The organism is Massilia agri (assembly GCF_024753255.1).
Lineage (GTDB): Bacteria > Pseudomonadota > Gammaproteobacteria > Burkholderiales > Burkholderiaceae_D > Telluria > Telluria agri.
The window spans coordinates 121,925-143,596 of the sequence record NZ_JANUHA010000003.1 but is presented as its reverse complement, the minus strand read 5'-3'; the positions used below and the strand labels follow the sequence as shown (position 1 = coordinate 143,596).

At 66.9% G+C, this 21,672-nt stretch carries 24 protein-coding genes; 12 read left to right on the top strand and 12 right to left on the bottom strand.

From position 1 onward, the window contains the following. Nucleotides 1-121: 121 nt before the first annotated feature. From NX780_RS05700 to NX780_RS05690, 3 genes are all read left to right on the top strand, one after another. Nucleotides 122-1,501, top strand: a complete 1,380-nt coding sequence (locus tag NX780_RS05700) for a KamA family radical SAM protein (RefSeq protein WP_258826891.1) — start codon at nt 122-124, stop codon at nt 1,499-1,501. A gap of 25 nt (nt 1,502-1,526) precedes the next feature. Continuing rightward, on the top strand, nt 1,527-2,804 hold the full coding sequence (locus NX780_RS05695; RefSeq protein ID WP_258826890.1) for an MFS transporter: 1,278 nt from the start codon (nt 1,527-1,529) through the stop codon (nt 2,802-2,804). Between the two features lie 101 nt (nt 2,805-2,905). Beyond that, nucleotides 2,906-4,225, top strand: a complete 1,320-nt coding sequence (locus tag NX780_RS05690) for a PQQ-dependent sugar dehydrogenase (RefSeq protein ID WP_258826889.1) — start codon at nt 2,906-2,908, stop codon at nt 4,223-4,225. 29 nt (nt 4,226-4,254) lie between these two features. On the opposite strand, the gene NX780_RS05685 is transcribed toward NX780_RS05690, so the two are convergent. From NX780_RS05685 to NX780_RS05670, 4 genes are read right to left on the bottom strand one after another with little or no spacing between them, the layout of a single operon-like run. Next, a complete protein-coding gene (locus NX780_RS05685) occupies nt 4,255-4,584 on the bottom strand; it encodes a hypothetical protein (protein ID WP_258826888.1) in 330 nt (109 codons plus the stop codon). 2 nt (nt 4,585-4,586) lie between these two features. Next, entirely contained in the window at nt 4,587-7,091 is a 2,505-nt protein-coding gene (ctaD, locus tag NX780_RS05680; protein ID WP_258826887.1) for a cytochrome c oxidase subunit I, read from the bottom strand. Next, complete coding sequence (locus NX780_RS05675) at nt 7,088-8,017, bottom strand: cytochrome c oxidase subunit II (RefSeq protein WP_258826886.1); 930 nt, start codon at nt 8,015-8,017, stop codon at nt 7,088-7,090. The genes ctaD and NX780_RS05675 overlap by 4 nt, the downstream gene beginning before the upstream one ends. 5 nt (nt 8,018-8,022) lie before the next feature. Then, complete coding sequence (locus NX780_RS05670; RefSeq protein ID WP_258826885.1) at nt 8,023-8,418, bottom strand: c-type cytochrome; 396 nt, start codon at nt 8,416-8,418, stop codon at nt 8,023-8,025. A gap of 89 nt (nt 8,419-8,507) precedes the next feature. Between NX780_RS05670 and NX780_RS05665 the strand changes: the two genes are divergently transcribed. The 3 genes from NX780_RS05665 to NX780_RS05655 are packed head-to-tail and all read left to right on the top strand — an operon-like array spanning nt 8,508 to nt 10,304. Beyond that, complete coding sequence (locus NX780_RS05665; RefSeq protein WP_258826884.1) at nt 8,508-9,050, top strand: c-type cytochrome; 543 nt, start codon at nt 8,508-8,510, stop codon at nt 9,048-9,050. Next, on the top strand, nt 9,047-9,397 hold the full coding sequence (locus NX780_RS05660; protein WP_258826883.1) for a c-type cytochrome: 351 nt from the start codon (nt 9,047-9,049) through the stop codon (nt 9,395-9,397). Before NX780_RS05665 ends, NX780_RS05660 begins: the two co-directional genes overlap by 4 nt. 58 nt (nt 9,398-9,455) lie before the next feature. Then, nucleotides 9,456-10,304 carry a fumarylacetoacetate hydrolase family protein gene (locus NX780_RS05655; RefSeq protein ID WP_258826882.1) on the top strand — a complete coding sequence of 283 codons (849 nt, stop codon included), beginning with the start codon at nt 9,456-9,458 and terminating at the stop codon, nt 10,302-10,304. A gap of 4 nt (nt 10,305-10,308) precedes the next feature. On the opposite strand, the gene NX780_RS05650 is transcribed toward NX780_RS05655, so the two are convergent. Continuing rightward, complete coding sequence (locus tag NX780_RS05650; protein ID WP_258826881.1) at nt 10,309-10,863, bottom strand: carboxymuconolactone decarboxylase family protein; 555 nt, start codon at nt 10,861-10,863, stop codon at nt 10,309-10,311. 112 nt (nt 10,864-10,975) lie between these two features. Here NX780_RS05650 and NX780_RS05645 point away from each other — a divergent pair, with 112 nt between their 5' ends. Then, nucleotides 10,976-12,301: an aspartate aminotransferase family protein gene (locus NX780_RS05645; protein WP_258826880.1), complete on the top strand. Its 1,326-nt coding sequence runs from the start codon at nt 10,976-10,978 to the stop codon at nt 12,299-12,301. Between the two features lie 101 nt (nt 12,302-12,402). On the opposite strand, the gene NX780_RS05640 is transcribed toward NX780_RS05645, so the two are convergent. The 3 genes from NX780_RS05640 to yjgA are packed head-to-tail and all read right to left on the bottom strand — an operon-like array spanning nt 12,403 to nt 14,299. Continuing rightward, on the bottom strand, nt 12,403-13,071 hold the full coding sequence (locus NX780_RS05640; RefSeq protein WP_258826879.1) for an alpha/beta hydrolase: 669 nt from the start codon (nt 13,069-13,071) through the stop codon (nt 12,403-12,405). Between the two features lie 12 nt (nt 13,072-13,083). Next, nucleotides 13,084-13,716, bottom strand: coding sequence for a molybdopterin adenylyltransferase (mog, locus tag NX780_RS05635; RefSeq protein ID WP_258826878.1), 633 nt, complete (start codon nt 13,714-13,716; stop codon nt 13,084-13,086). Further along, nucleotides 13,697-14,299, bottom strand: coding sequence for a ribosome biogenesis factor YjgA (gene yjgA / locus NX780_RS05630; RefSeq protein WP_258826877.1), 603 nt, complete (start codon nt 14,297-14,299; stop codon nt 13,697-13,699). Before yjgA ends, mog begins: the two co-directional genes overlap by 20 nt. 107 nt (nt 14,300-14,406) lie before the next feature. Between yjgA and pmbA the strand changes: the two genes are divergently transcribed. From pmbA to NX780_RS05615, 3 genes are read left to right on the top strand one after another with little or no spacing between them, the layout of a single operon-like run. Beyond that, nucleotides 14,407-15,771 (top strand): metalloprotease PmbA, encoded by a 1,365-nt coding sequence (gene pmbA / locus NX780_RS05625; protein ID WP_258826876.1) that lies wholly within the window; start codon nt 14,407-14,409, stop codon nt 15,769-15,771. Nucleotides 15,772-15,782: 11 nt separating this feature from the next. Then, on the top strand, nt 15,783-16,022 hold the full coding sequence (locus NX780_RS05620; RefSeq protein ID WP_258826875.1) for a hypothetical protein: 240 nt from the start codon (nt 15,783-15,785) through the stop codon (nt 16,020-16,022). Nucleotides 16,023-16,035: 13 nt separating this feature from the next. Continuing rightward, nucleotides 16,036-16,461, top strand: a complete 426-nt coding sequence (locus tag NX780_RS05615; protein ID WP_258826874.1) for a DUF1801 domain-containing protein — start codon at nt 16,036-16,038, stop codon at nt 16,459-16,461. Between the two features lie 159 nt (nt 16,462-16,620). Here NX780_RS05615 and NX780_RS05610 read toward each other — a convergent pair whose 3' ends face one another. The 3 genes from NX780_RS05610 to NX780_RS05600 all read right to left on the bottom strand — a co-directional run bounded on the left by NX780_RS05610 (nt 16,621) and on the right by NX780_RS05600 (nt 18,905). Further along, entirely contained in the window at nt 16,621-16,857 is a 237-nt protein-coding gene (locus NX780_RS05610; RefSeq protein ID WP_258826873.1) for a hypothetical protein, read from the bottom strand. Continuing rightward, nucleotides 16,854-17,987, bottom strand: a complete 1,134-nt coding sequence (locus NX780_RS05605) for a M14 family metallopeptidase (protein WP_258826872.1) — start codon at nt 17,985-17,987, stop codon at nt 16,854-16,856. Before NX780_RS05605 ends, NX780_RS05610 begins: the two co-directional genes overlap by 4 nt. 63 nt (nt 17,988-18,050) lie before the next feature. Continuing rightward, a complete protein-coding gene (locus tag NX780_RS05600; protein ID WP_258826871.1) occupies nt 18,051-18,905 on the bottom strand; it encodes a LysR family transcriptional regulator in 855 nt (284 codons plus the stop codon). A gap of 99 nt (nt 18,906-19,004) precedes the next feature. Between NX780_RS05600 and NX780_RS05595 the strand changes: the two genes are divergently transcribed. Beyond that, a complete protein-coding gene (locus tag NX780_RS05595) occupies nt 19,005-19,664 on the top strand; it encodes an NAD(P)-dependent oxidoreductase (RefSeq protein ID WP_258826870.1) in 660 nt (219 codons plus the stop codon). Here NX780_RS05595 and paaX read toward each other — a convergent pair. Then, the gene (gene paaX, locus NX780_RS05590) at nt 19,661-20,581 is read right to left on the bottom strand and encodes a phenylacetic acid degradation operon negative regulatory protein PaaX (RefSeq protein ID WP_258826869.1); all 921 of its coding nucleotides are present in this window, start codon (nt 20,579-20,581) and stop codon (nt 19,661-19,663) included. The genes NX780_RS05595 and paaX overlap by 4 nt on opposite strands. A gap of 93 nt (nt 20,582-20,674) precedes the next feature. Between paaX and paaA the strand changes: the two genes are divergently transcribed. Further along, on the top strand, nt 20,675-21,664 hold the full coding sequence (gene paaA / locus NX780_RS05585; RefSeq protein ID WP_258826868.1) for a 1,2-phenylacetyl-CoA epoxidase subunit PaaA: 990 nt from the start codon (nt 20,675-20,677) through the stop codon (nt 21,662-21,664). Nucleotides 21,665-21,672: the final 8 nt, after the last annotated feature.

Below are 21,672 nucleotides of genomic sequence, written 5' to 3'. Positions count from 1 at the left end.
ACTCGTCCGATTGATTGACGGCAATTCTTCAATATTTCCGCAGCGTAAGATGAATTCTTCCCGGCAACGCGCCTGCAACATATTGGCGGCCGGCCCACCTTTCGTTTCCTGGAGAACTCCCGTGATCACGACCGAATCGACGCCCTCCAAGTTCAAGCCCTATACCCGGCAATCGATCCATACCGCGCGCCAGTGGCAATGGCTGACGCCGGAGCTGCAGGAAGCGGTGCAGGTGGTCTCCCACGTGCTGCCTTTCCGGGTGAACGCCTATGTGCTGGAGGAGCTGATCGACTGGGACAAGGTGCCGGACGATCCGATCTATCGCCTGACCTTCCCGCACCGCGACATGCTGCCGGCCCAGGAGTACGAGCAGCTGCGCGACCTGGTCCTGTACAAGAAGGACGAGGCGGCCACGGCGAAGCTGGTGCACGCGATCCGCATGCGCATGAACCCGCATCCGGCCGGCCAGATGACCCACAACGTTCCGCGCGTGAACGACGCGCCGCTCAAGGGCCTGCAGCACAAGTACAAGGAGACCGTGCTGTTCTTCCCGAGCTCAGGCCAGACCTGCCACGCCTATTGCACCTTCTGCTTCCGCTGGCCGCAGTTCGTCGGCATGGACGACATGAAGTTCGACGCGCGCGAGTGCACCGAGCTGGTGTCCTACCTCGAGACCCATCCGGACGTCACCGACGTCCTGATCACGGGCGGCGACCCGATGATCATGAATACCCGCTCGCTCGCCGAATTCCTCGAGCCCCTGCTCGAGCCCAACCTGGCCCACATCCAGAACATCCGCATCGGCACCAAGTCGGTCGCCTATTGGCCGCAGCGCTTCGTGTCGGACAAGGACAGCGACGACCTGATGCGCCTGTTCGAGAAGGTGGTCAGATCAGGCAAGAATCTCGCGATCATGGGCCACTATAATCATGCGGTGGAGCTGCGCCACCCCATCGCCCAGCAGGCCGTCAAGCGCATCGTCGGCACCGGCGCCACCCTGCGCATGCAAGGCCCCCTGATCCGCCACATCAACGAAGACCCGAAGAGCTGGGCCGAGCTGTGGACCACGGGCGTGCGCCTGGGGGCGATTCCCTACTACATGTTTGTCGAGCGCGACACCGGCCCGCGCGACTATTTTGCCCTGCCGCTGGCGCGCGCCCACCAGATCTTCCAGGAAGCGTATTCGATGGTGTCCGGCCTGTCGCGCACGGTGCGCGGCCCTTCGATGAGCGCCTTCCCCGGCAAGGTGGTGATCGACGGCGTGGTGACCATCAATGGCGAGAAGCTGTTCGCGCTGCAGTTCCTGCAGGCCCGCAATCCCGAGTGGGTGCGCCGTCCCTTCTTCGCCAAGTACGACCCGGATGCCACCTGGCTGGATCACCTGAAACCGGCCTTCGGGCGCGACAGGTTCTTCTTCGAGATGGAAAGCGGCGGCCCCCTGCGCGGACCCGGCGGTCGCGTGATCCCCCTGGTGCCGGCCGCCCAGCGCGACGCCGCCTGACATCCCGCTTCTACCGGGAACCGCCATGCAGGACACCGCCACCGCGCCACGCCTGTCCGGCGTGGCGGTTTTCTTCCATGTCTTCCTGCCCTTCGCCCTGGGGCACTACCTGTCCTCGCTGCTGCGCAACGTGAACGCCGTGCTGGCCTCGCACCTGGTCGGCGCGCTCGCGCTCACGCCGGGCGAGCTCGGGCTGCTCACCAGCGCCTTCTTCTTCGCCTTCGCACTGGTGCAGCTGCCGGTCGGGATCGCGCTCGACCGCTTCGGGCCGCGCCGGGTGCAGCTGGTGATGATGCTGGTCGGTTCGCTCGGCGCACTGCTGTTCGCCCACGGTGAGAGCTTCGGCCAGCTGCTGCTGGCGCGCGCCGTCATGGGCTTCGGCCTTGGCGGCTGCTTCATGGCGGCGGTGAAGGCGGTCTCCACCTGGATCGCGCCAAACAGGCTGCCCTCGGTGCACGGCTACCTGATCGCGGTCGGCGGGCTCGGGGCGGCGTCGGCCACCATGCCGGTGCGCCTGGCCCTCGACTACCTAGAGTGGCGCGGCCTGTTCGTGGTGCTGGCCGGCCTGGTGGCCTGCTGCGGCCTGCTGGTCGCGCTGCTGTACCCGCGCGCCGAAGCACCAAGCCCGAACCGCGGACCGCTCGGCGAGGCGCTGCGCCAGGTGCTGCGCGCGCCGGTGTTCCGCACCACGGCCTCGCTGGTGCTCGTCCCGCATGCGGTGTTCTTCGGCATCCAGGGCCTGTGGATCGGGCGCTGGCTGACGGACGCGGCGCGCTTTCCCGACCACGCCGTGGCCTACCTGCTCTACATGGGCATGGCTTCGGTGATCTTCGGCGCCATCGCGGTGGGCATGATCACCGAGTGGGCGGGACGGCGCGGCATCGCCCCGCTGGACGTGGCGGCGGCGGGCATCACGGTGTTCCTGCTGGTGCAGGCGGCCTTCGTGGCCGGCTACAAGCCGAGCTACCAGATGCTGTCGGTGCTGTTCACGCTGGTGGGGACGATCACGGGAATCGAGTACGCGATCATCGCCCAGTCGATGCCGCGCGAGCTCACCGGGCGCGCGGCCACCTGCCTGAACCTCTTGATCTTCATCGGCGCCTTCGTGGTGCAGGCGGGCTTCGGCCTGCTGGTCGGCCTGTGGACACCGGAACCGGGTGGCCATGCGCCGGCGGTCGCCTACCAGGTCGGCTTCGCGGTGCTGGTGCTGGTGCAGCTGCCGGGCCTGGTGGGCTTCGTCCTGCGGCGGCGGCGCCAGGCGGGCGCGCCGGCGGTGGAGGAGGCTTTGCCGGCGGTGTCCTGATGGCTTGCTTTTCTCGTCGGTAAGGGATGGCGCTGTATTGCCGAATTGGCTAGCATGTGGCAATACGGACGCCGTCCGGACCTGACGAGAGAAGAACCGCCATGCGCGCCCACCTGCTGCCTCGCCTCACGGCAGGCTCTTTGATCCTGCTGCTCGCCGCCTGCGGCGACAAATCCACCCTGCCGGTCGGCGCCGACGTTGGCCTGAACCCGACCATCAAGGCGCCGGTCAGGAGCGCCATCCCGACCGTCGACATCGCGCCCGCCAAGGGCTGGCCTGAAGGCGGCAAGCCCGTGGCCGCCGCGGGCCTGGCGGTGAACGCGTTTGCCACCGGCCTGGACCACCCGCGCTGGCTGCACGTGCTGCCCAACGGCGACGTGCTGGTGGCCGAGACCAATGCGCCCGAGCGTCCCGAGGGCAAGAAGGGCATCCGGGGCTACGTCATGGGCAAGGTGATGGCCAGGGCCGGCGCCGCGGTGCCGAGCGCCAACCGCATCACCCTGCTGCGCGATGCCGACGGCGATGGCATCGCCGAGGTCAAGAAAGTATTCCTGAAGGGCCTGAACTCGCCCTTCGGCATGGCCCTGGTGGGTGACATGCTCTACGTGGCCAATACCGACGGCATCGTGCGCTTCCCCTACCGCGAGGGCGAGCTCGAGATCACGGCGGGTGCCCAGCCGGTGGCGGCGCTGCCGGGCGGCCCGCTGAACCACCACTGGACCAAGAACATCATCGCCAGCCCTGACGGGCGCAAGCTCTACGCCACCTCGGGCTCGAACAGCAATGTGGGCGAAAACGGCATGGACAAGGAAGTCGACCGCGCCGCCATCCTCGAGGTCGACATCGCCACCGGCAAGGCCCGCCTGTTCGCCTCGGGCCTGCGCAATCCCAACGGCCTGGCCTGGAACCCGCAGACCGGCGCCTTGTGGACCGTGGTGAACGAGCGCGACGAACTGGGCAGCGATCTGGTGCCCGACTACCTGACGTCCGTAAAGGACGGCGGCTTCTACGGCTGGCCCTACAGCTACTACGGCCGGCACGTCGACGAGCGCGTCCAGCCGCCGCGCCCCGAGATGGTGGCGAAGGCCCTGGTTCCCGACTACGCGCTGGGTGCCCACGTGGCGGCGCTCGGCCTGGCCTTCTATACCGGCAAGTTGCTGCCCGCGCAGTACGCGAACGGCGCCTTTATCGGCCAGCACGGCTCCTGGAACCGCAAGCCGCTGTCGGGCTATAACGTGGTGTTCGTGCCCTTCAAGGATGGGATGCCGGCCGGGAAGCCCCTCGAGGTGCTCACGGGTTTCGTGAACAGGGAGGGCGATGCGATGGGGCGGCCGGTGGGTGTCGCCGTGGACAGGGCGGGCGCCGTGCTGGTGGCGGACGACGTGGGCAACGTCGTCTGGCGCGTCACGCCGGCCCGATAATCATGATGTGGGCGGCACAACCGCCCGCATCATGCACAACCCCCGACTATCAGCAGCGGCAGGCCGGTCCACACGATCCCGACCAGCGCCAGCAGCGCCCCCAGCGCCGCCGCCCAATCCAGCAGCGCGGCGTCTTTCGCATTCTTCAGGATGCCCCGCTCGCGCCACAGCAGCCAGGCGCACATCGCCAATGCGACGATGGTCACGATCCCCATCAGCCCCCGGTCCGGCCCGCCCGCGCGCATGGCCGCCGGCGTGCACTGCGCCGCCGCCAGCAGGTAGCAGAAGGTGAAGTGCGCCGCCCATACCAGCAGGGGCAGGGTGCCGCGCAGCAGCTGTCGCCAGAATCCGTCTTGCATGCTCACTCCATCAGCAGCGGCAGGATGTTCACCAGCGCCATGCCGGCGATTCCCTGCAGGGTCGTGTAGTGCCAGAGCAGGCTGACGTTGTCGAGCGTCGCCCGGCTGTGCTCACCCAGGTGACCGCGCCAGTGGCGCAGCGCCAGATACGGCCCGGCGATCGCCAGCACCACGATGTGCAGCCCCTGGTAGGACAGCAGGGCGCCGATCGCCGCGGCCCAGGCGGTGGCCGTCGGGTCGAGGCCTGCGAACTGGTGGCCGCGCAGGTCGAGCAGGAAGGAAGCCGCCGTGCAGCCCAGCGCCAGCAGCACCAGCCAGGGCAGGCGGCGCTTGCCGATCGCACGCGCCGCGAGCAAGATCAGTGCGGAACCCAGCAGGAGCAGTCCGCCGGAGGCCAGCTGCCAGGGCAGCGAAGGCAGCGATGCGCCGGGCGGCGGGCAGACCATCAGGCGCATCGAGACATGCACATAGGCGTAGCCGAAGGAAGCGAAGATGCAGGCGTCCACCACCAGCATCACGATCGTGCCCCACCAGGACTGCGAGGCCGTGGTCTTCGCGTTCACCGGCAGCACCAGGTCGTCGGCCACGCGCGCTTCTCGAATGGGCGGCTTGCGGTCCGATTCCCACAGCCAGGCCACGGTGCCTGCCACCGCCATGAAGCCGAAGATCCAGGCCAGCAGCACCGCTTTCACTGTCAGCAGCAGGAAGAAGCCGGCCGTGCCCAGCGCCGCGACCACGGGCAGCCAGCTGTCGGTCGGCAGCACCATCAGGTAGCGCGGCTCGCCCGCGACAGGACTGGTGGCGATGGTCTCGCGCAGGCCGGTGGCGGTGCCGGGAAGGTAGTGCTGGCCGCGGTCGACTTCTTCGGACAGGGTCGGCTGGTCCCACAGCGGATTGGTCGAGGTGATGCGCGGAATGCTGTGGTTGCCGTAGGACTCCGAGGTCAGCCATTCGAGGGTGGGCGCATTCCACGGGTTGCCGACTTCTTTCTCGGGCCGGCGCAGGGTGCGCACGGCATCGACGATGAAGAGCACCACCCCGAAAGCGAACACGAAGGCGCCGATGGTCGACAGCAGGTTCAGGAAATCCCAGCCCAGCTGGCTGTCGTAGGTGTAGACCCGGCGCGGCATGCCCTGCAGACCGGTGATGTGCATGGGGAAGAAGGCGAGGTTGAAGCCGCCGAACATCAGCCAGAATACCCAGCGCGCCACTTTCTCTGACAGGCGCTGCCCCTTGACCAGCGGGAGCCAGTAGTACATGGCCGCGAACACCGGGAACACCATGCCGCCGATCAGCACGTAGTGCAGGTGGGCGACGATGAAATAGGTGTCGTGCACCTGCCAGTCGAAGGGAATCACCGCCACCATCACGCCGGTGAGGCCGCCCAGCACGAAGATGAACATGAAGCCCATCAGGAACAGGGCCGGGGAAGTCATCTGCACGCGTCCGTTCCACAAGGTGGCGATCCAGGCGAAGACCTGGATGCCGGTCGGGATCGCCACTGCCATGCTGGCCGCCGAGATGAAGCTCATCTCCAGCACGCCCAGGCCCGCCGTGAACATGTGGTGGGCCCACAGGCCGAAGCTGAAGAAGCCCACGCCCACCAGGGCCACGATGATGGCGCGCCGCCCGACGAGTGGTGTGCCGGCGATGGTCGGGATCATGGTCGAGACCATGCCGGCCGCCGGCAGGAAGATGATGTAGACCTCGGGGTGGCCGAAGAACCAGAACAGGTGCTGCCACAGGATCGGGTCGCCGCCGCGGTCGGCGATGAAGAAGGGCCAGTCGAAGGCGCGTTCCAGCTCCAGCAGGGCGGTGCCGGCGATCACGGCGGGGAAGGCGAACACGATCATCACGGCGACCACCAGCATGGCCCAGGCGTAGACCGGCATGCGGCGCAGGCTCATGCCGGGTGCGCGCGTGAACAGGATGCCGACGATGAGCTCCACCGCTCCGGCGATGGCCGAGATCTCGATGAAGCCGATCCCCAGCAGCCAGAAGTCGGCGTTCAGGCCGGGCGAATACTGCTCGCCCGTATAGGGCGGATACATGAACCAGCCGCCGTTCGGCGCCAGGCCGACAAAAATGGTGCAGAAGAAGGCCAGGCCGCCGAAGGCATAGGCCCAGTAGGCGTAGGCCGAGAGGCGCGGGAAGGGCAGGTCGCGCGCGCCCAGCATGTTGGGCAGCAGGTAGACGGCGATCGCCTCGACGATGGGGATGGCGAACAGGAACATCATCACCGTGCCGTGCATGGTGAAGACCTGGTTGTAGGTTTCGGGCGAGAGCAGGGTGTTGTCCGGCACCGCCAGCTGCACCCGCATGACCAGGGCCAGGATGCCGGCCAGGATGAAGAACAGCAGGGCGGTGCCGATGTAGAGCAGGCCGATGCTGGTGTTGTTCACCGACTTGAAGAAGCGCCAGCCGGTCGGCGTGCGCCAGACTTCCTTCAGGCGCTCGAATTCGCCGTCCGGGCGGGGGAGAGAGTTCGGGAGGCGCTGCTCGTTCATTTCAGGTGCTCGAGATAGGTGGCCAGCGCCTGCAGGGTGGCGAGGTCGAGGTCTTGCGAGCCGGGCATGAAGACGCCGGGCTTGGCCGCCTGCGGGTCCGCGATCCAGCCTTGCAGGGTGGCGCGGTGGGTGCGCAGGGTGCCGGCGCCGATGTGCATGCGGCTGCCCACGTGGGTCAGGTCCGGGCCCAGGCGTGCGCCCTCGGCCACGCCGCGGATGGTGTGGCAGGCCTGGCAGCGCTGCTGCAGGAAGGCTTCGCGTCCTTGCGCGAGCACCGTGCTGTCGGCGGGCGCCGCCGGCTGCGCCTGGCGCGCCAGCCAGGCCTCGAACTCCCGCGGCGTGGAGGCGACCACGTGCAGCGCCATCTTCGCATGCTGCTCGCCGCAGTATTCCGCGCATTGTCCCCGGTAGATGCCGGGCTTCTCTGCGCGCAGGGTCAGGCCCGTCACGCGGCCCGGCACCATGTCGCGCTTGCCCGCGAGCGCAGGCACCCACAGGCTGTGGATCACGTCCGCCGAATTCAGGCCCAGGTAAACCGCGCGCCCGGTCGGAATGTGGATCTCGTTGGCGGTGACGATCTCGCGGCCCGTCGCCGGATCGTGGTAGCGCACCTCCCACCACCACATCTTGGCCGTCACCGAGATGGTGAGGGCGTCCTTCGACGACTGCGGCGCCAGCTGGGCGCTGCGCCAGGTGCTCCACCCCAGCAGCGCGGACAGGACCACGACCGGAAAGGCGATGCCCCCGCCGCCGATCCACAGCAGGGCGCGCGCGGGGCGTTCCTGGCGGCGCAGGCTGAGCAGCAGCAGGGCCATGACGGCGACAAAAATCAGGGTGCCGGCGCCGAACATCACCCAGGCGAAATGGCTGATGATGGCGGCGTCCCAACCGGCCGGGTGCAGTACGGACTGGAGGTTATCCGGCATCGCCTTCATCGCAGCGTGTACAGGTAGGCCGCCATATGGCGCGCCTCCTGCTCCGTGAGGCCCATCGGCGGCATCTCGGTGCCGGGCTTGACCGCGTGCGGCACGCGCAGCCAGCGCACCATATTGCCGGGGCTGTTGGGGATGCCGCCGGCGATGTAGCTCAGGCGGCCGATGTAATCGAGCGCGGGACCTTCGTCGCCCGCCGCCCCCTGTACCCCGGGGATCACGTGGCAGGCGCCGCACTGGTACTGGGTCACCAGGCGCAGGCCCTGTTCGATGTCGCCGCCCGGGACGACGGACTGGCGCTCCCCCTCGCAGCCCGCCAGCGCCGCCACGCAGGCCAGCGCCACGCCGGCGCGTCGTAAATACAGGGTCGCTTGGTTTGGTGGACGGGCGCGCACGTTTGGAATTCGGGATTATGGAGTGGCTTTTATAATACACAAACGACAATGTAATTTTTTTAACAAATTCAATCGGACGCACCCCCGACATGCTCACCAACCGCCAACGGCTGATCGTCAAGACCGCTGTCCTTACGCTGCTGGCGGCAGGCGTCACGGCCGGCGCGGCGGGCCTGGCGCTGCTCTACGGCGGCTGGTACAACATCGGTGCGACGGCCCAGCACTTCCCCTTCGTCTACTCGGTGCTGGAAGAGGGCATGAAGCACTCGGTGCGCAACCATGCGGAGGACATCAAGGCGCCGCGCCTGGGCGGTGCGCAGCAGCTGCAGCTCGGCGCCCGGGTCTACCGCGACAAGTGCCTGCAGTGCCACGGCGGGCCGGGCGTCGCCCAGTCGACCATCGGCATGAGCATGCAGCCGATTCCCGGCCCCCTGGTCGACGCGACCCAGCGCTGGGAGCCGAACGAGCTGTATTGGGTAACGAAGCACGGCATCAAGATGAGCGGCATGCCGGCCTGGGAATACCACCTGCGCGACGAGGAGATCTGGGCGGTGGTGGCCTTCGTGACGCTGCTGCCGTCCATGGATGCGCAGGCCTTCAAGGCCGCGACCCGGCCGGAGGCGGCGCCATGAGGGCGCTTGCGCTGCTTGCCTTGATGGCGCTGGCGGCCTGCGCGCCCAAGCGCCCGCCCGGCGGCGTGCAGGGCGATCCGGAGCGTGGCAAGATCGCGCTGACCCAGTACGCCTGCCAGTCCTGCCACCTGATTCCCGGCGTGCCCGGCTCCAAGGTCTACGTCGGCCGGCCGCTGTCGGACATGGGACGGCGCAAGGTGCTGGCGGGCGCGGTGCCGAACGACCAGGCGGGCCTGATGCGCTGGATCCGCGACCCGCAGTCGGTCGATCCGAATACCGCGATGCCGAACATGGGCGTCACCGAGCGCGATGCGCGCGACATGAGCGCTTACTTGCTAAGTCACTGAGAAGCCACCGGACGCGATCCTGTATCATCGCCGCTTTTACCCATTCAGGAAGACAAGCATGAGATTGGTGCGCTATGGCCGCCCGGGCAAGGAAAAGCCGGGCCTGTTCGACGAAGAGGGCCGCCTGCGCGACCTGTCGGGCATCATCGACGACATCGACGCGTCGCAACTGGGCGACAAGGCCCTGCGCAAGCTGGCCAAGGTCGACTGGAAGACCCTGCCGCTGGTACGCGGCAACCCGCGCCTGGGCGTGCCGGTCGCCAAAGTCGGCAAGTTCATCGGCATCGGCATGAACTACGCCGACCACGCCGCCGAGACGGGCGCCGCGGTGCCGAAGGAGCCGGTGTTCTTCACCAAGGCGACCAGCTGCCTCAATGGCCCGGACGATCCGATCCAGCTGCCGAAAGGATCGAAGAAGACCGACTGGGAAGTCGAGCTGGGCGTGGTGATCGGCGCCCGCGCGCAATACGTCAGCGAAGAGGAGGCGCTGAAGTACGTGGCCGGTTATACCGTGGTCAACGACGTTTCCGAGCGCGCCTTCCAGTTCGAAATGGGCTCGCAGTGGGACAAGGGCAAGGGCTGCGATACCTTCGGCCCGGTCGGCCCCTTCCTGGTGACCCGCGACGAGGTCTATGACGTGCAGGACCTCGACCTCTACCTGGAACTGAACGGCAAGCGCATGCAGACCGGGAACACGGCGAGCATGATCTTCACCGTGGCGCAAATCGTCAGCTACGTCTCGCGCTTCATGACCCTGGAGCCGGGCGACGTCATCACCACCGGCACCCCGCCGGGCGTGGGCATGGGCCGCTCGCCGCAGCGCTTCCTCAAGAAGGGCGACAAGCTGCGCCTCGGCATCGCCGGTCTCGGCGAGCAGCAGGCCGAGGTCGTGGGCTTCCCAAAGTAAGCCTTCAGTCAGGCAGGGGCGCCGCCTGTGAGGGCGGCGCCACCGTCCTGGCCGTGTTCATCACCATGGCCAGGAAGGTGTAGTAGCCGTTCAGCCCCATCAGGTCCACCACCCCCTGCTCGCCGAAGAGCGCGAGCGCATCCGCATACACCCGGTCCGACACCGACTTCCTTTCGTGCAGCTCGATGCAGAAGTCGTGCACCACGGCCTCGTCCACCAGCATGTCCTCGGGCCGCTGCCGCTCGGCGATCGCATGGATGACGGAAGGCGGAATCCCCACCTGCGCCGCGATCGGCGCATGGATCGCCCACTCGACCTGCTGGTTCCACTGGCGCGCGGTCACCAGGATGGCCAGCTCCGACAGCCGCACCCCGATGGCGCTGCGGTAGCGCAGGTACTCGCCCATGCGCTGGGCGTACTCCATCAGTTCCGGGCTGCGCAGCAACGGCACGAAGGGCCCGTAGACGGCGCCGCGCGGGCCGTCGATGATGGCCTGGGCGGCGGCGCGCTGCGCAGCGGTCCAGTCTTCCGGCGCGATCGGGCCGAGTCGGTCGGTCATGGTGGAGAGGGACTGTTGTAATTGGTCAATAATTGCACAGCGTCCCAACAAAATCAAAAGAACCCTTGCGCGACACGCTTATTGTCAAATCCTTCTACTGAAGGGAGTCGCAATGAGCCACATCCTCCATCGCAATTTGCGCCAGGTGCCGCCGACCGCGGTGGCAGCCGACGGCATCCGCATCCGCGACAAAGCCGGCCGCGTCTACATCGATGCCAGCGGCGGCGCGGCCGTGTCCTCGCTCGGCCACGGCCATCCGGACGTGATCGCCGCCATGCACCGCCAGATCGACAAGGTCGCCTACGCCCACACCGGCTTCTTCACTACCGACGCGGCCGAGGAGCTGGCTGACCGCCTGATTGCCGGCGCGCCGCAGGATATCGGCGCCGTCTACCTGGTCTCGGGCGGATCGGAAGCGATGGAGACGGCGCTCAAGCTGGCGCGCCAGTACTGGGTGGAGGCGGGCGAGCCGCAGAGGAAGCTCTTCATGGCGCGCCGCCAGAGCTACCACGGCAACACCCTCGGCGCCCTCGCGGTGGGCGGCAACGAGTGGCGCCGGCGCGACTTCGCGCCGCTGCTGATGGACACGGTGCGCGTCTCCGCCTGCTACGAATACCGCGGCCGCGCCGCCCACCAGAGCGTCGACGACTACACCGCGGGCCTGCTCGACGAGCTGGAAACCCGCATCCTGGAGGCCGGGCCGGAGAACATCATCGCTTTTGTCGCCGAACCCGTGGTGGGCGCGACCGGCGGCGCGATTCCGCCGACCCCCGGCTACTTTCAGGGCGTGCGCGAGATCTGCGACCGCTACCGCATCCTCCTCATCGCCGACGAGGTGATGTGCGGAATGGGCCGCACCGGCACCATGTACGCGATCGAGCAGGACGGCGTGGCGCCGGACATCATCGCCGTGGCCAAGGGCCTGGCCGCGGGCTACCAGCCGATCGGCGCGGTGCTGGCGCACCAGACCATCGCCGACTGCCTGCGCAAGGGCAGCGGCGTATTCCAGCACGGGCACACCTATATCGGCCATCCTGTCGCTGCGGCGGCCGCACTGGAAGTACAAAATGTGATCGAGCGCGACGACCTGCTGGGGCGGGTGCGCAGCCGCGGCGCGACCCTGCGGCGCATGCCGGGCGACGTCTTCGGGGTGCACGAGCACGTGGGCGACATCCGCGGACGCGGGCTGCTGCTGGCGCTGGAGTTCGTGCAGGACCGCGCCAGCAAGACGCCCTTCCCGCCGGAGCGCAGGCTGCATGCGGCGATCAAGGCCAAGGCGATGGAGAACGGCTTGATGGTGTATCCGATGGGCGGGACCATCGATGGGCAGCATGGGGACCACGTGCTGCTGGCGCCGCCCTTCATTGCGACGGCGGCGGACCTCTCGGAGATCGTGTCGCGGCTATCCGATGCGGTGGAGGCGGCCTTGAATTCGTAGGGTGGTCGGCTCTGCCGACCGCGCGTTCAAACCGACGATGGTTAGACGCGGTGCATCAATTCACATGTGATTTGAACGCGCGTTCGGCGAAGCCGAACACCCTACGACAGCACCTTGCGGATCCACTTCGAGATATCCTGCACCTCTTCCAGGCACAGCGAGTGCTGCATCGTGTACTCGTGCCACTCGACCTGGTAACCCAGCTCCTTGAGCACCTGCGCCGACTGCTGCGCGCGCACGAAAGGCACGACATTGTCGTGGGTGCCGTGGGCCATGAAGACCGGCGTGGCCAGGCTTTCGGCGCTGCGCTCGGCGGCGGCCACGCCGGCCAGCGGCAGGTAGCCCGACAGGCACAGCATGCCCGCCAGTTTTTCGGGATGGCGCATGCCGGTCTGCAGCGTCATCGCGCAGCCCTGCGAGAAGCCGGCCAGGATGATGCGCGAGGCGGGAATGCCGCGCGCCTTCTCGCGGGCGATCAGGGCTTCCACGTCGCGCTGCGAGGCGCGCAGGCCGCCTTCGTCCTCGCGGCGGCTCAGGTCTGCGTTGCTGATGTCGTACCAGGCGCGCATCACGTAGCCGCCGTTGATCGTCACGGGCATGGTCTTCGCATGCGGGAAGACGAAGCGGATGCCCGGCAGGCTTGATAAGTCCAGCTCGTTCACCAGCGGCACGAAATCGTTGCCGTCCGCGCCCAGGCCGTGCAGCCAGATGACCGCGACTTCCGGGTTCGGCGCGGTTTCGATCTCGATGTTTTCCAGCAGTTGGGTCATTCGGTATTCCTTTTATGCCGCAGGAGGACGCAGCGCCGACTTCGGGCGGAAGGTCTTGCTGACAAGGGGGTTGGTTTCCATGTACGGGCCGCCAATGAGGTCGATGCAGTAGGGGACCGCGGCGAAGATGCCGCCGACCACCACATTGCCGGCATCGTCCTTCAGGCCTTCCAGCGTTTCCTTGATCGACTTCGGCTGGCCCGGCAGGTTCATGATCAGGGCCGCGTGGTCCGGCGTTTCACGGATCACGGCCGTCTGGCGCGACAGGATCGCGGTCGGCACGAAGCGCAGGCTGATCTGGCGCATCTGCTCGCCGAAGCCCGGCATTTCCTTCGTCCCGACGGCAACGGTCGCTTCCGGCGTGACGTCGCGCCGCGCGGGACCGGTGCCGCCGGTGGTGAGCACGAGGTGGCAGCGGGCGTTGTCGACCAGGTCGACGAGGGTGCGCTCGATCTCCGCGCGTTCGTCGGGGATCAAACGGGTTTCGAGCCGAAATGGCGTGGTGATCGCCTGGGCCAGCCAGTCGGACAGGGCCGGGATGCCCTTGTCCTCGTAGACGCCGCCGCTGGCGCGGTCCGAGACCGACACCAGGCCGATGATCAGCTCTTGATGCGCCAGTTCCGGATCATTCGTCGTCGGATTCATCTTCGACCGGTTCTTCCTCGTCGTCGCTTGCCGCCTGCTTCGGCTTCTTGCCCAGGTCCTTCAGGATCTGGAAGATCTCGCGGTAGGCCTTGGGCGGCTTGTTCTCCGCCTGCTCCTTGCGCGCATTGCGGATCAGGGTGCGCAGCTGCTGCACGTCGAGTTGCGGGTGCTCTTCCAGCAGCTGGGTCAGGGCCTTGTCGTCGGCAAGGAGCTTCTCGCGGCGGCGCTCGAGCGCGTGCAGGGCCGCGGTTTCGGCCTTCGAGGCGCCTTTCCAGCCCTCGATGGTGCGTTTGATGACCTCGACCTCTTCCTCGTCCAGCGTGCGCATCTTCTTGCCCACGAACTGCAGGGCGCGGCGGCGGCCCTCGTGGTTGGTGATGGTCTGGCAGGTGAGGATGGCTTCCTTGACGTCTTCGGGCATCTCGACGCGCTTGACGCGGTCGCGCGGCGCCTCGACCAGCTGTTCGCCGAGCTTCTGGAGCTCGTTCGACTGGCGCTTGGCCTCGGACTTGGAAGGACGTTCGTATTCTTGGTCGAACTCGTTGGACTGGAAGCCGACGGAGCCGCGGTTTGGATTAGGCATAATCTATGGATTGACTCGGATTGATCCGATTGGCGTGGAGCCGGTCAGTGAAATCTGTAAACGGCTGCTATGATAACTGTTTTAGGGCGAGCTACGAAAAACACGACATGAACGACTCCGCGATCACCTCTGCTTTCACCCATACGCAGGACCAGCTGAAACAGCTCGCCCGCGACGTCCTGGCGTTCGCAAAAGAGCAGGGCGCCACTGACGCCTCGGTCGAGATCAGCGAAGGCAGCGGCCTGTCGGTTTCTGTGCGTAAAGGCAAGATCGAGACCATCGAGCAGAACAAGGACAAGGGTATCGGCGTCACCGTGTATTACGGCCAGCGCCGCGGCAATGCCAACACCTCGGACTTCTCCAGCAAATCGCTGAAGGACACCGTGGAGGCGGCCTGGAACATCGCCCGTTTCACCGCCGAGGACGACTGCGCCGGCCTGCCGGACGCGGATCTGCTGGAAACCAGTCCGCGCGACCTGCGCCTGTTCTATCCCTGGCAGATCAGTACCGAGGAAGCCGTCGAACTGGCCCAGCGCTGCGAGAACGCGGCCTTCGAGGTCGACCCGCGCATCACCAACAGCGAGGGCGCCAGCGTCTACGTGCAGCAGTCGCATTTCGTCGGCGCCAACACGCGCGGCTTCATCGGCGGCTACCCCTTCTCGCGCCACACGATTTCCGTCGCGCCGATCGCCGGCCGCGGCAACAAGATGCAGCGCGACGACTGGTACACCTCGGCGCGCGACCCGAAGAAGCTGTCCAGGCCGGAGCTGGTCGGCCGCTACGCCGCCGAGCGCGCGCTGGCGCGCCTGAACGCCCGCAAGCTCGACACCCGCACCTGCCCGGTGCTGTTCGAGGCGCCGCTGGCCGCCGGCCTGCTGGGCGCCTTCGTCCAGGCCGTGTCGGGCGGCGCGCTGTACCGCAAGTCGACCTTCCTCCTCGATTCGCTCGGCAAGCAGATCTTCCCGGAGCACATCAACATCGTCGAAGACCCGCACCTGATCGGCGCGGTCGGTTCGGCGCCGTTCGACGAGGAAGGCGTGCGCACCACCCGCCGCAAGGTCATCGACAAGGGCGTGCTGCAGGGTTATTTCCTGTCCTCCTATTCGGCGCGCAAGCTGGGCATGCAGACCACCGGCAATGCCGGCGGCTCGCACAACCTGGACATCGTCTCGACCCAGACCAAACGTGCCGACGATTTCGAAGGCATGCTGCGCAAGATGGGCACCGGCCTGCTCGTCACCGAACTGATGGGGCAGGGCGTGAACTACGTCACCGGCGACTATTCGCGCGGCGCGTCCGGCTACTGGGTCGAGAACGGCGTGATCCAGTACCCGGTCGAGGAAATCACCATCGCGGGCAATATGCGCGAAATGTTCCAACAGATCGTGGCCGTCGGTAACGACGTCCTCACCCGCGGCAACAAGCAGACCGGCTCGATCCTGATCGAGAAAATGGTCATCGCCGGCAGCTGAAAGGAACACACATGAGCAAATTCGTCCGCATCGACAAGGAAAACAGCCAGAAGACCGTGCTGCTCAACCTCGACCTCGTCGCCACCGTCGAGCTGTCCCAGCAGTCCGACCTGCTCAGCTCGGGCAACGACAGCCGCAAGGTCTACACCACCTTCCTGGCTCCCGACAAGACGGCCATCGCGACCCTGCATTTCGATACCGTCGAGGATGCGAATGCCTGGGTCGGCAAGCACCTGGGCGTGGAACTCTGACACTGCGCCGGCCATGGCCAGCCAGAACAAGACGGTTCCAACCGATGCCAGCGTCCGGGCTTACCTGGACGCCATTGAAGACCCGGTGCGCCGCCAGGATTGCGAGCGTATTACTGCCATGATGGAACGCCTGGCCGGCGCGCCGCCCGTGATGTGGGGCGGCAGCATCGTGGGTTTTGGCAGCTACCACTACCGCTACGACAGCGGCCGCGAAGGCGATGCGCCGTTGATTGGCTTCTCCTCGCGCAAGGGCGACATCAGCGTTTATCTTTCCTGCGACGATGCGCAGCTAGAGGCCATGCGTGACAGGCTCGGCAGGCACAAAATGGGCAAGGCCTGCCTCTACCTGCGCCGGCTCGAGGACGTCGACCAGCAGGTGTTGGAAGCCATGCTGGTCCACGCCACCGCCACCACGCGCGCCCGCTATCCTCAGCCGTAATTCTCAGCCGTAAGGCAGGAACGGCACCCGGTTCGCGAAATCGCCTGAAACCGCTAGTCATGTCCAACAAAGACGGCATTGAATTGCCGATCATGCTGCGGGCATGTGAAAACGCCCCGCCAGGGGCGGAGCGTTCCATAGTGCACAGATTCCGGCCGGTCAGCCGGCCTGCTCGATCCGGCTGAGCCGCTGGCCGTAGATGCCCCAGCTGCGCGGCTCGCCATCGACCGTCGCCTTCAACGCCCAGCCGGTGCCGATCTTCTCGACCGTCACCTCGGTCTCGAGTTCCTTCGCCACTTTCTCGGCCCAGGTCTGGGCCGCGCCGCGGCCCTTGAACAGTTCCTGGCCCTCGAACACCACGGTGGCGTCGAAGACGGGAGCGGAGAAGACGCTCATTTCAGCGCGCGGACCGCGTTGAGCACCGGCTGCAGTACCGCCGCGCCCAGGCGCGCACTGCGGGCGCCGTCCCAGCCGACCTGCGGATCCGGGTCATTGGCGTTGTCCTTGAACGGCAGTTCCAGGGTGAGCGAGAGGCAGCCGAAGGCGTGGGTGATGTGCGGCGAACCCATGGTCAGGGTCTCGTCGGTGAACGGCGTCGCGCCGTAGCCGTGCACGTCCTGGAAGTCCGGGCTGGCGATCTTGAAGTCGTCGATGAACTGCTTCTGCTGCGCCGCTTGCGCCTCGGTCCAGGTCGGGAGCGACTCGCTGCCGGCCACGAAGACATAGGGCAGGCCCTCGTCGCCGTGCACGTCGAGGCAGAGGTCGACGCCGGTTTCGTGCATCTTCTTGAGCACCAGGAAGACTTCCGGGCTGCGCTCCATGGTCGGGTTCATCCACTCGCGGTTCAGGTTGGCGCCGGCCGCGTTGGTGCGCAGGTTGCCGCGCACCGAGCCGTCCGGGTTCATGTTCGGGACCACGTAGAACACCGATTCCTTCAGGAGCTGGCGGCCAAAGGGGTGGGCCGGGTCGAGCAGGGCGTCGAGCATGCCTTCCACGAACCACTCGGCCATCGTCTCGCCCGGGTGCTGGCGTGCGATCACCCAGACCTTTTTCTTTTCAGGCGACGGTTCGCCGATCACCAGCATGTTCAGGTCGCGGCCGTCGACGGTGGAGCCGAGGTCCAGCATGCGCACGTGCTCGGACATCTGGGCGCGGTCGAGCAGCTCCAGGTGGCGTTCCCACGAATACGGCTCGAAATAGGCGTAGTAGACGCTGTCCATGCCCGGGGTGTGCTCGATGGTAAGGACCTTGCCGTCGTAGGAGGTCGGCACGCGGAACCAGTTGATGCGGTCGTAGCTCGCCATCGCCTGGTAGCCTTCCCAGCCGGCCGGATAGGCGGCCTGGCCCGCATTCAGGAAGCGGATGGTGCAGGCCTGGCCTTGCGCGCCCTGCAGGCGGAAGTAGAACCACTGGATGATGTCGGCGTGCGAATCCTTGCGGATGTTCAGGTCGATGGCGTTCGCGCTCGTGGCGTTCACGACCTCGATGGCGCCAGCGTCGAACTGGCTGCTGATCTTGATAGACATGGTGTGTCCCGGGAAGGGGTGTTGGGTAAAACGCCGATGATAACCCCTTTTGGCGCGGGTTCGCTAGCCGGAAAGGCAACCCGGGAGCGCGGCGAAATGGCGCCGCAGGGCGTCCAGCGCGACGCGCACCTTGGCCGGATCGCCGGTGCGGCCGGGCGTCACCGCCGTTACCGGCAGCGAAGACTGGCGCGTGCCGGGAAGCACCCGCACCAGCGCGCCGCGCGCCAGGGCGGGGGCTGCGTCCGCATGGGCGAGCCGGGCCAGGCCCAGACCCTGTTCGCACATCTGCTGCAGGGTGAGCTGGTTGTTGCTCACGATGCGCGCGCCGGCATTGGGTTCGCGGGGCGACGCCAGCCAGTGGTGCGCTTGCAGATCCTCCGGTTCCGCCGGCATGCCGTGGCTGTCGATGTAGCTTGGCGCGGCGCACAGGATGATTTCCAGTTCGCACAGGGGACGGGCAACCCAGTCCGAATCGGGCAGCTGGCCCGCGCGGATCGCGATGTCGATGCGCGCATCGATCAGGTCGATCATCGCATCGTCCACCAGCAGGTGCAGGCGCAGTTGCGGCCAGGCGGCCAGCACCGGCGCCAGCGCCGCGGCGATGTGGGCGCCGAAGCCGACGGGCGCGGCGATGCGCAGTTCTCCGCTCGGTGCGTCGCGCGCCTGCAAGAGCGAATCGGATGCGGCGCGGGCCGCGTCCAGCAGGCGCTGGCAGTGGGGAAGGCAGCGCTGGCCGGCTTCGGTGAGCGTCAGCTTGCGGGTCGAGCGGTGCAGCAGGGTGACGCCGGTCTCGCTTTCCAGCGCGCGGATGGACTGGCTGACGGCCGAGGGCGTCATGCCGAGGCGCCGCGCGGCCGCGCTCATGGAGCCGGCGGCAACGGTCTCGGCGAAGACGGCGTAGAGCTTCAGGTCGTTCATTTGTTAGCCCAGCTTCAAAGTCCTAGCCATTCTAGCCCGCTTATCGCCGCATCGTGAAGCGGATATCGTGATGCTTTCGATATTGAAGAAGGAGCACACATGAAGATCGCCCTCATCGGCGCCACCGGATTTGTCGGCGCAGCCGTGCGCGCAGAGCTGCTGCGACGCGGCCACCAGGTCACCGCGCTGGTGCGCGAAGCGGCGCGCCTGTCGCCTGAACCGGGACTCATCCCGGTCGTGGCCGACGTCTACGACGCGGACGCGGTGGCGGCCGGCGTGCGCGGGCACGATGCCGTGGTGTCGGCGTTCAATCCTGGCTGGAACGATCCGGCGCTGTACGAGAACTTCATGCGCGGCAGCGCGGCCATCGAGCGTGGCGTGGAGGCGTCCGGCGTGCGTCGATTATTGGTGGTCGGCGGCGCCGGCAGCCTGTTCGTGGCGCCCGGCGTGCAGCTGGTCGATACGGAGGAATTCACCGGACACGTGCCGCCGAATATCGTGCCGGGCGCACGGGCCGCGCGCGATGCGCTGGGCATCCTGCGCAGGAACACGGAGTTGGATTGGACCTTTCTCAGCCCACCCGCCTTCCTGGGGCAGGGAGAACCGACCGGCGCCTATCGCGTGGGAGCGGACGATCTGCTAATGGCGGGCGATCGCCCCGCCGGCATCGCCGTCGAGGACCTGGCGCTGGCGATCGCGGACGAAATCGAAGCGCCGCGCCACCTGCGCGCGCGCTTCACCGTCGCCAGTCCGCTTTAATCCAGGCCGCCGAAGCGCTCGTGGAAGGCCGCGTCGGCGGGCGGCGTGGTCTCGTCTTCCTTGCGCAGCATCGCCATGACGTGTTCCTCGGCGCGCGCCTGGGTGCGCCGGTAGATGTGCCGCGCCAGTTCATAGGCTTCGCTGCCCGGCCAGGGCGTGGGCAGCAGCTCGAGCGGCAGCATCGGGTCGTGCAGCTGCACGCGGCGGTAGGCGTGGATCAGCAAGGTACGGATTGCAAACGCTTCCTGCGGCGCCAGGCTGTCATCCAGATTGTCCGCCACGGGCGTGAAGGTGGCGATGAACTGGCGATAGCTCTCCACCACGCTCGACAGATCCCAGGCATCGCCCACCAGTTCCGGCAGGGGACGTGAGCCGACGCCCGGCAGCTCCGCCGCGTCGCACACGAATACTTTTCCTTCCGCGCCGGCGCGCACCAGGATTTCCTTCAGCGTATCCCGGTCCGGCGCCGGATGCGCCATCACGCCGGTCGCCAGCATCGCAAAGCCTTCCCACTCCAGTTCCTTGCGCAGCAGCGCGCGCAGGTCGCCGTCGATGCTGCCGTTCGGGGCCAGCACGAAGGTCCAGCGGCCGTCCCAGTGCAGGCCGGGCGCCGAATAGATGCGGCGGTTGGCGCGCTCGAAGCGGGGCAGGGCCTTCGGCTCCAGCGCATAGCGGCTGCGCCGTCCTTCGCGGCTGGCCACCAGCCAGCCTTCCTGCACCAGGCGGAACACGCTGGTGCGCACCAGCCGGTCCGACACGCCGAGCGGACCCAATAGCTCGATCATGCTGCCCAGCCAGAAGGCGCCGCCGTGCGGGGCGATCGTGTCCCCGCACAGGGTCATCACCAGCGATTTATGCCGTGGCGGCTCGCTCGTGAGGAAGTGGTCGATCCAGGCGCCGCTGCTGAGTGATGTCATGTTGATGAGTCTGCAATATGATTCAAAATTTCGGTGTACATTCAATTTTTTGTATCGTATTATGGTTTGCAGAAGTTCGCAACGGAGACCGACATGTACGCACAGATGGTGGAGACCGGACTCAAGAAAGTCCGTACCGAGGAAGACATGAGCGCCGAGGAACAGGCGTTCCAGGCGCGCATCGACGCCGGCATCAAGATCGAGGCCAAGGACTGGATGCCCGAGGCCTACCGCAAGACCCTGATCCGCCAGATCTCGCAGCACGCGCACAGCGAGATCGTCGGCCAGCTGCCGGAAGGGAACTGGGTCACGCGCGCCCCGACGCTCAAGCGCAAGTCGGTCCTGCTGGCCAAGATCCAGGACGAGGCCGGCCACGGCCTTTACCTGTACAGCGCCGCCGAAACGCTCGGCGTCTCGCGCGACGAGCTGCTTGCCGCCCTGCACTCGGGCAAAGCCAAGTATTCGAGCATCTTCAACTACCCGACGCTGACCTGGGCCGACATGGGCGCGATCGGCTGGCTGGTCGACGGCTCAGCCATCATCAACCAGATCCCGCTCTGCCGCTGCTCCTACGGCCCGTATGCGCGCGCCATGATCCGCGTCTGCAAGGAAGAGTCCTTCCACGCGCGCCAGGGCTACGACATCATGATGAGCCTGGCCCAGGGCACGCCCGAGCAGAAGGCGATGGCCCAGGATGCGCTGAACCGCTGGTGGTGGCCTTCCTTGATGATGTTCGGCCCGTCGGATGCCGAATCCGTCAACAGCGCCCAGTCGACCGCCTGGCGCATCAAGCTGTTCTCGAACGACGAGCTGCGCCAGCGCATGGTCGACCAGACCGTGCCGCAGGCCGAATACCTCGGCCTGACCATCCCCGACCCGGACCTCAAATGGAACGAGGAACGCGGTTCCTACGACTTCGGCGAGATCGACTGGAGCGAGTTCCAGAATGTCCTGAAGGGCAACGGCCCCTGCAACCGCGAGCGCCTGCGCACCCGCGTGAAAGCGTATGAAGACGGCGAATGGTTCCGCGACGGGTTGAATGCCCACGCCGAGAAGAAAGCGGCCCGCAAAGCGGCTGCATAAGAAACTGG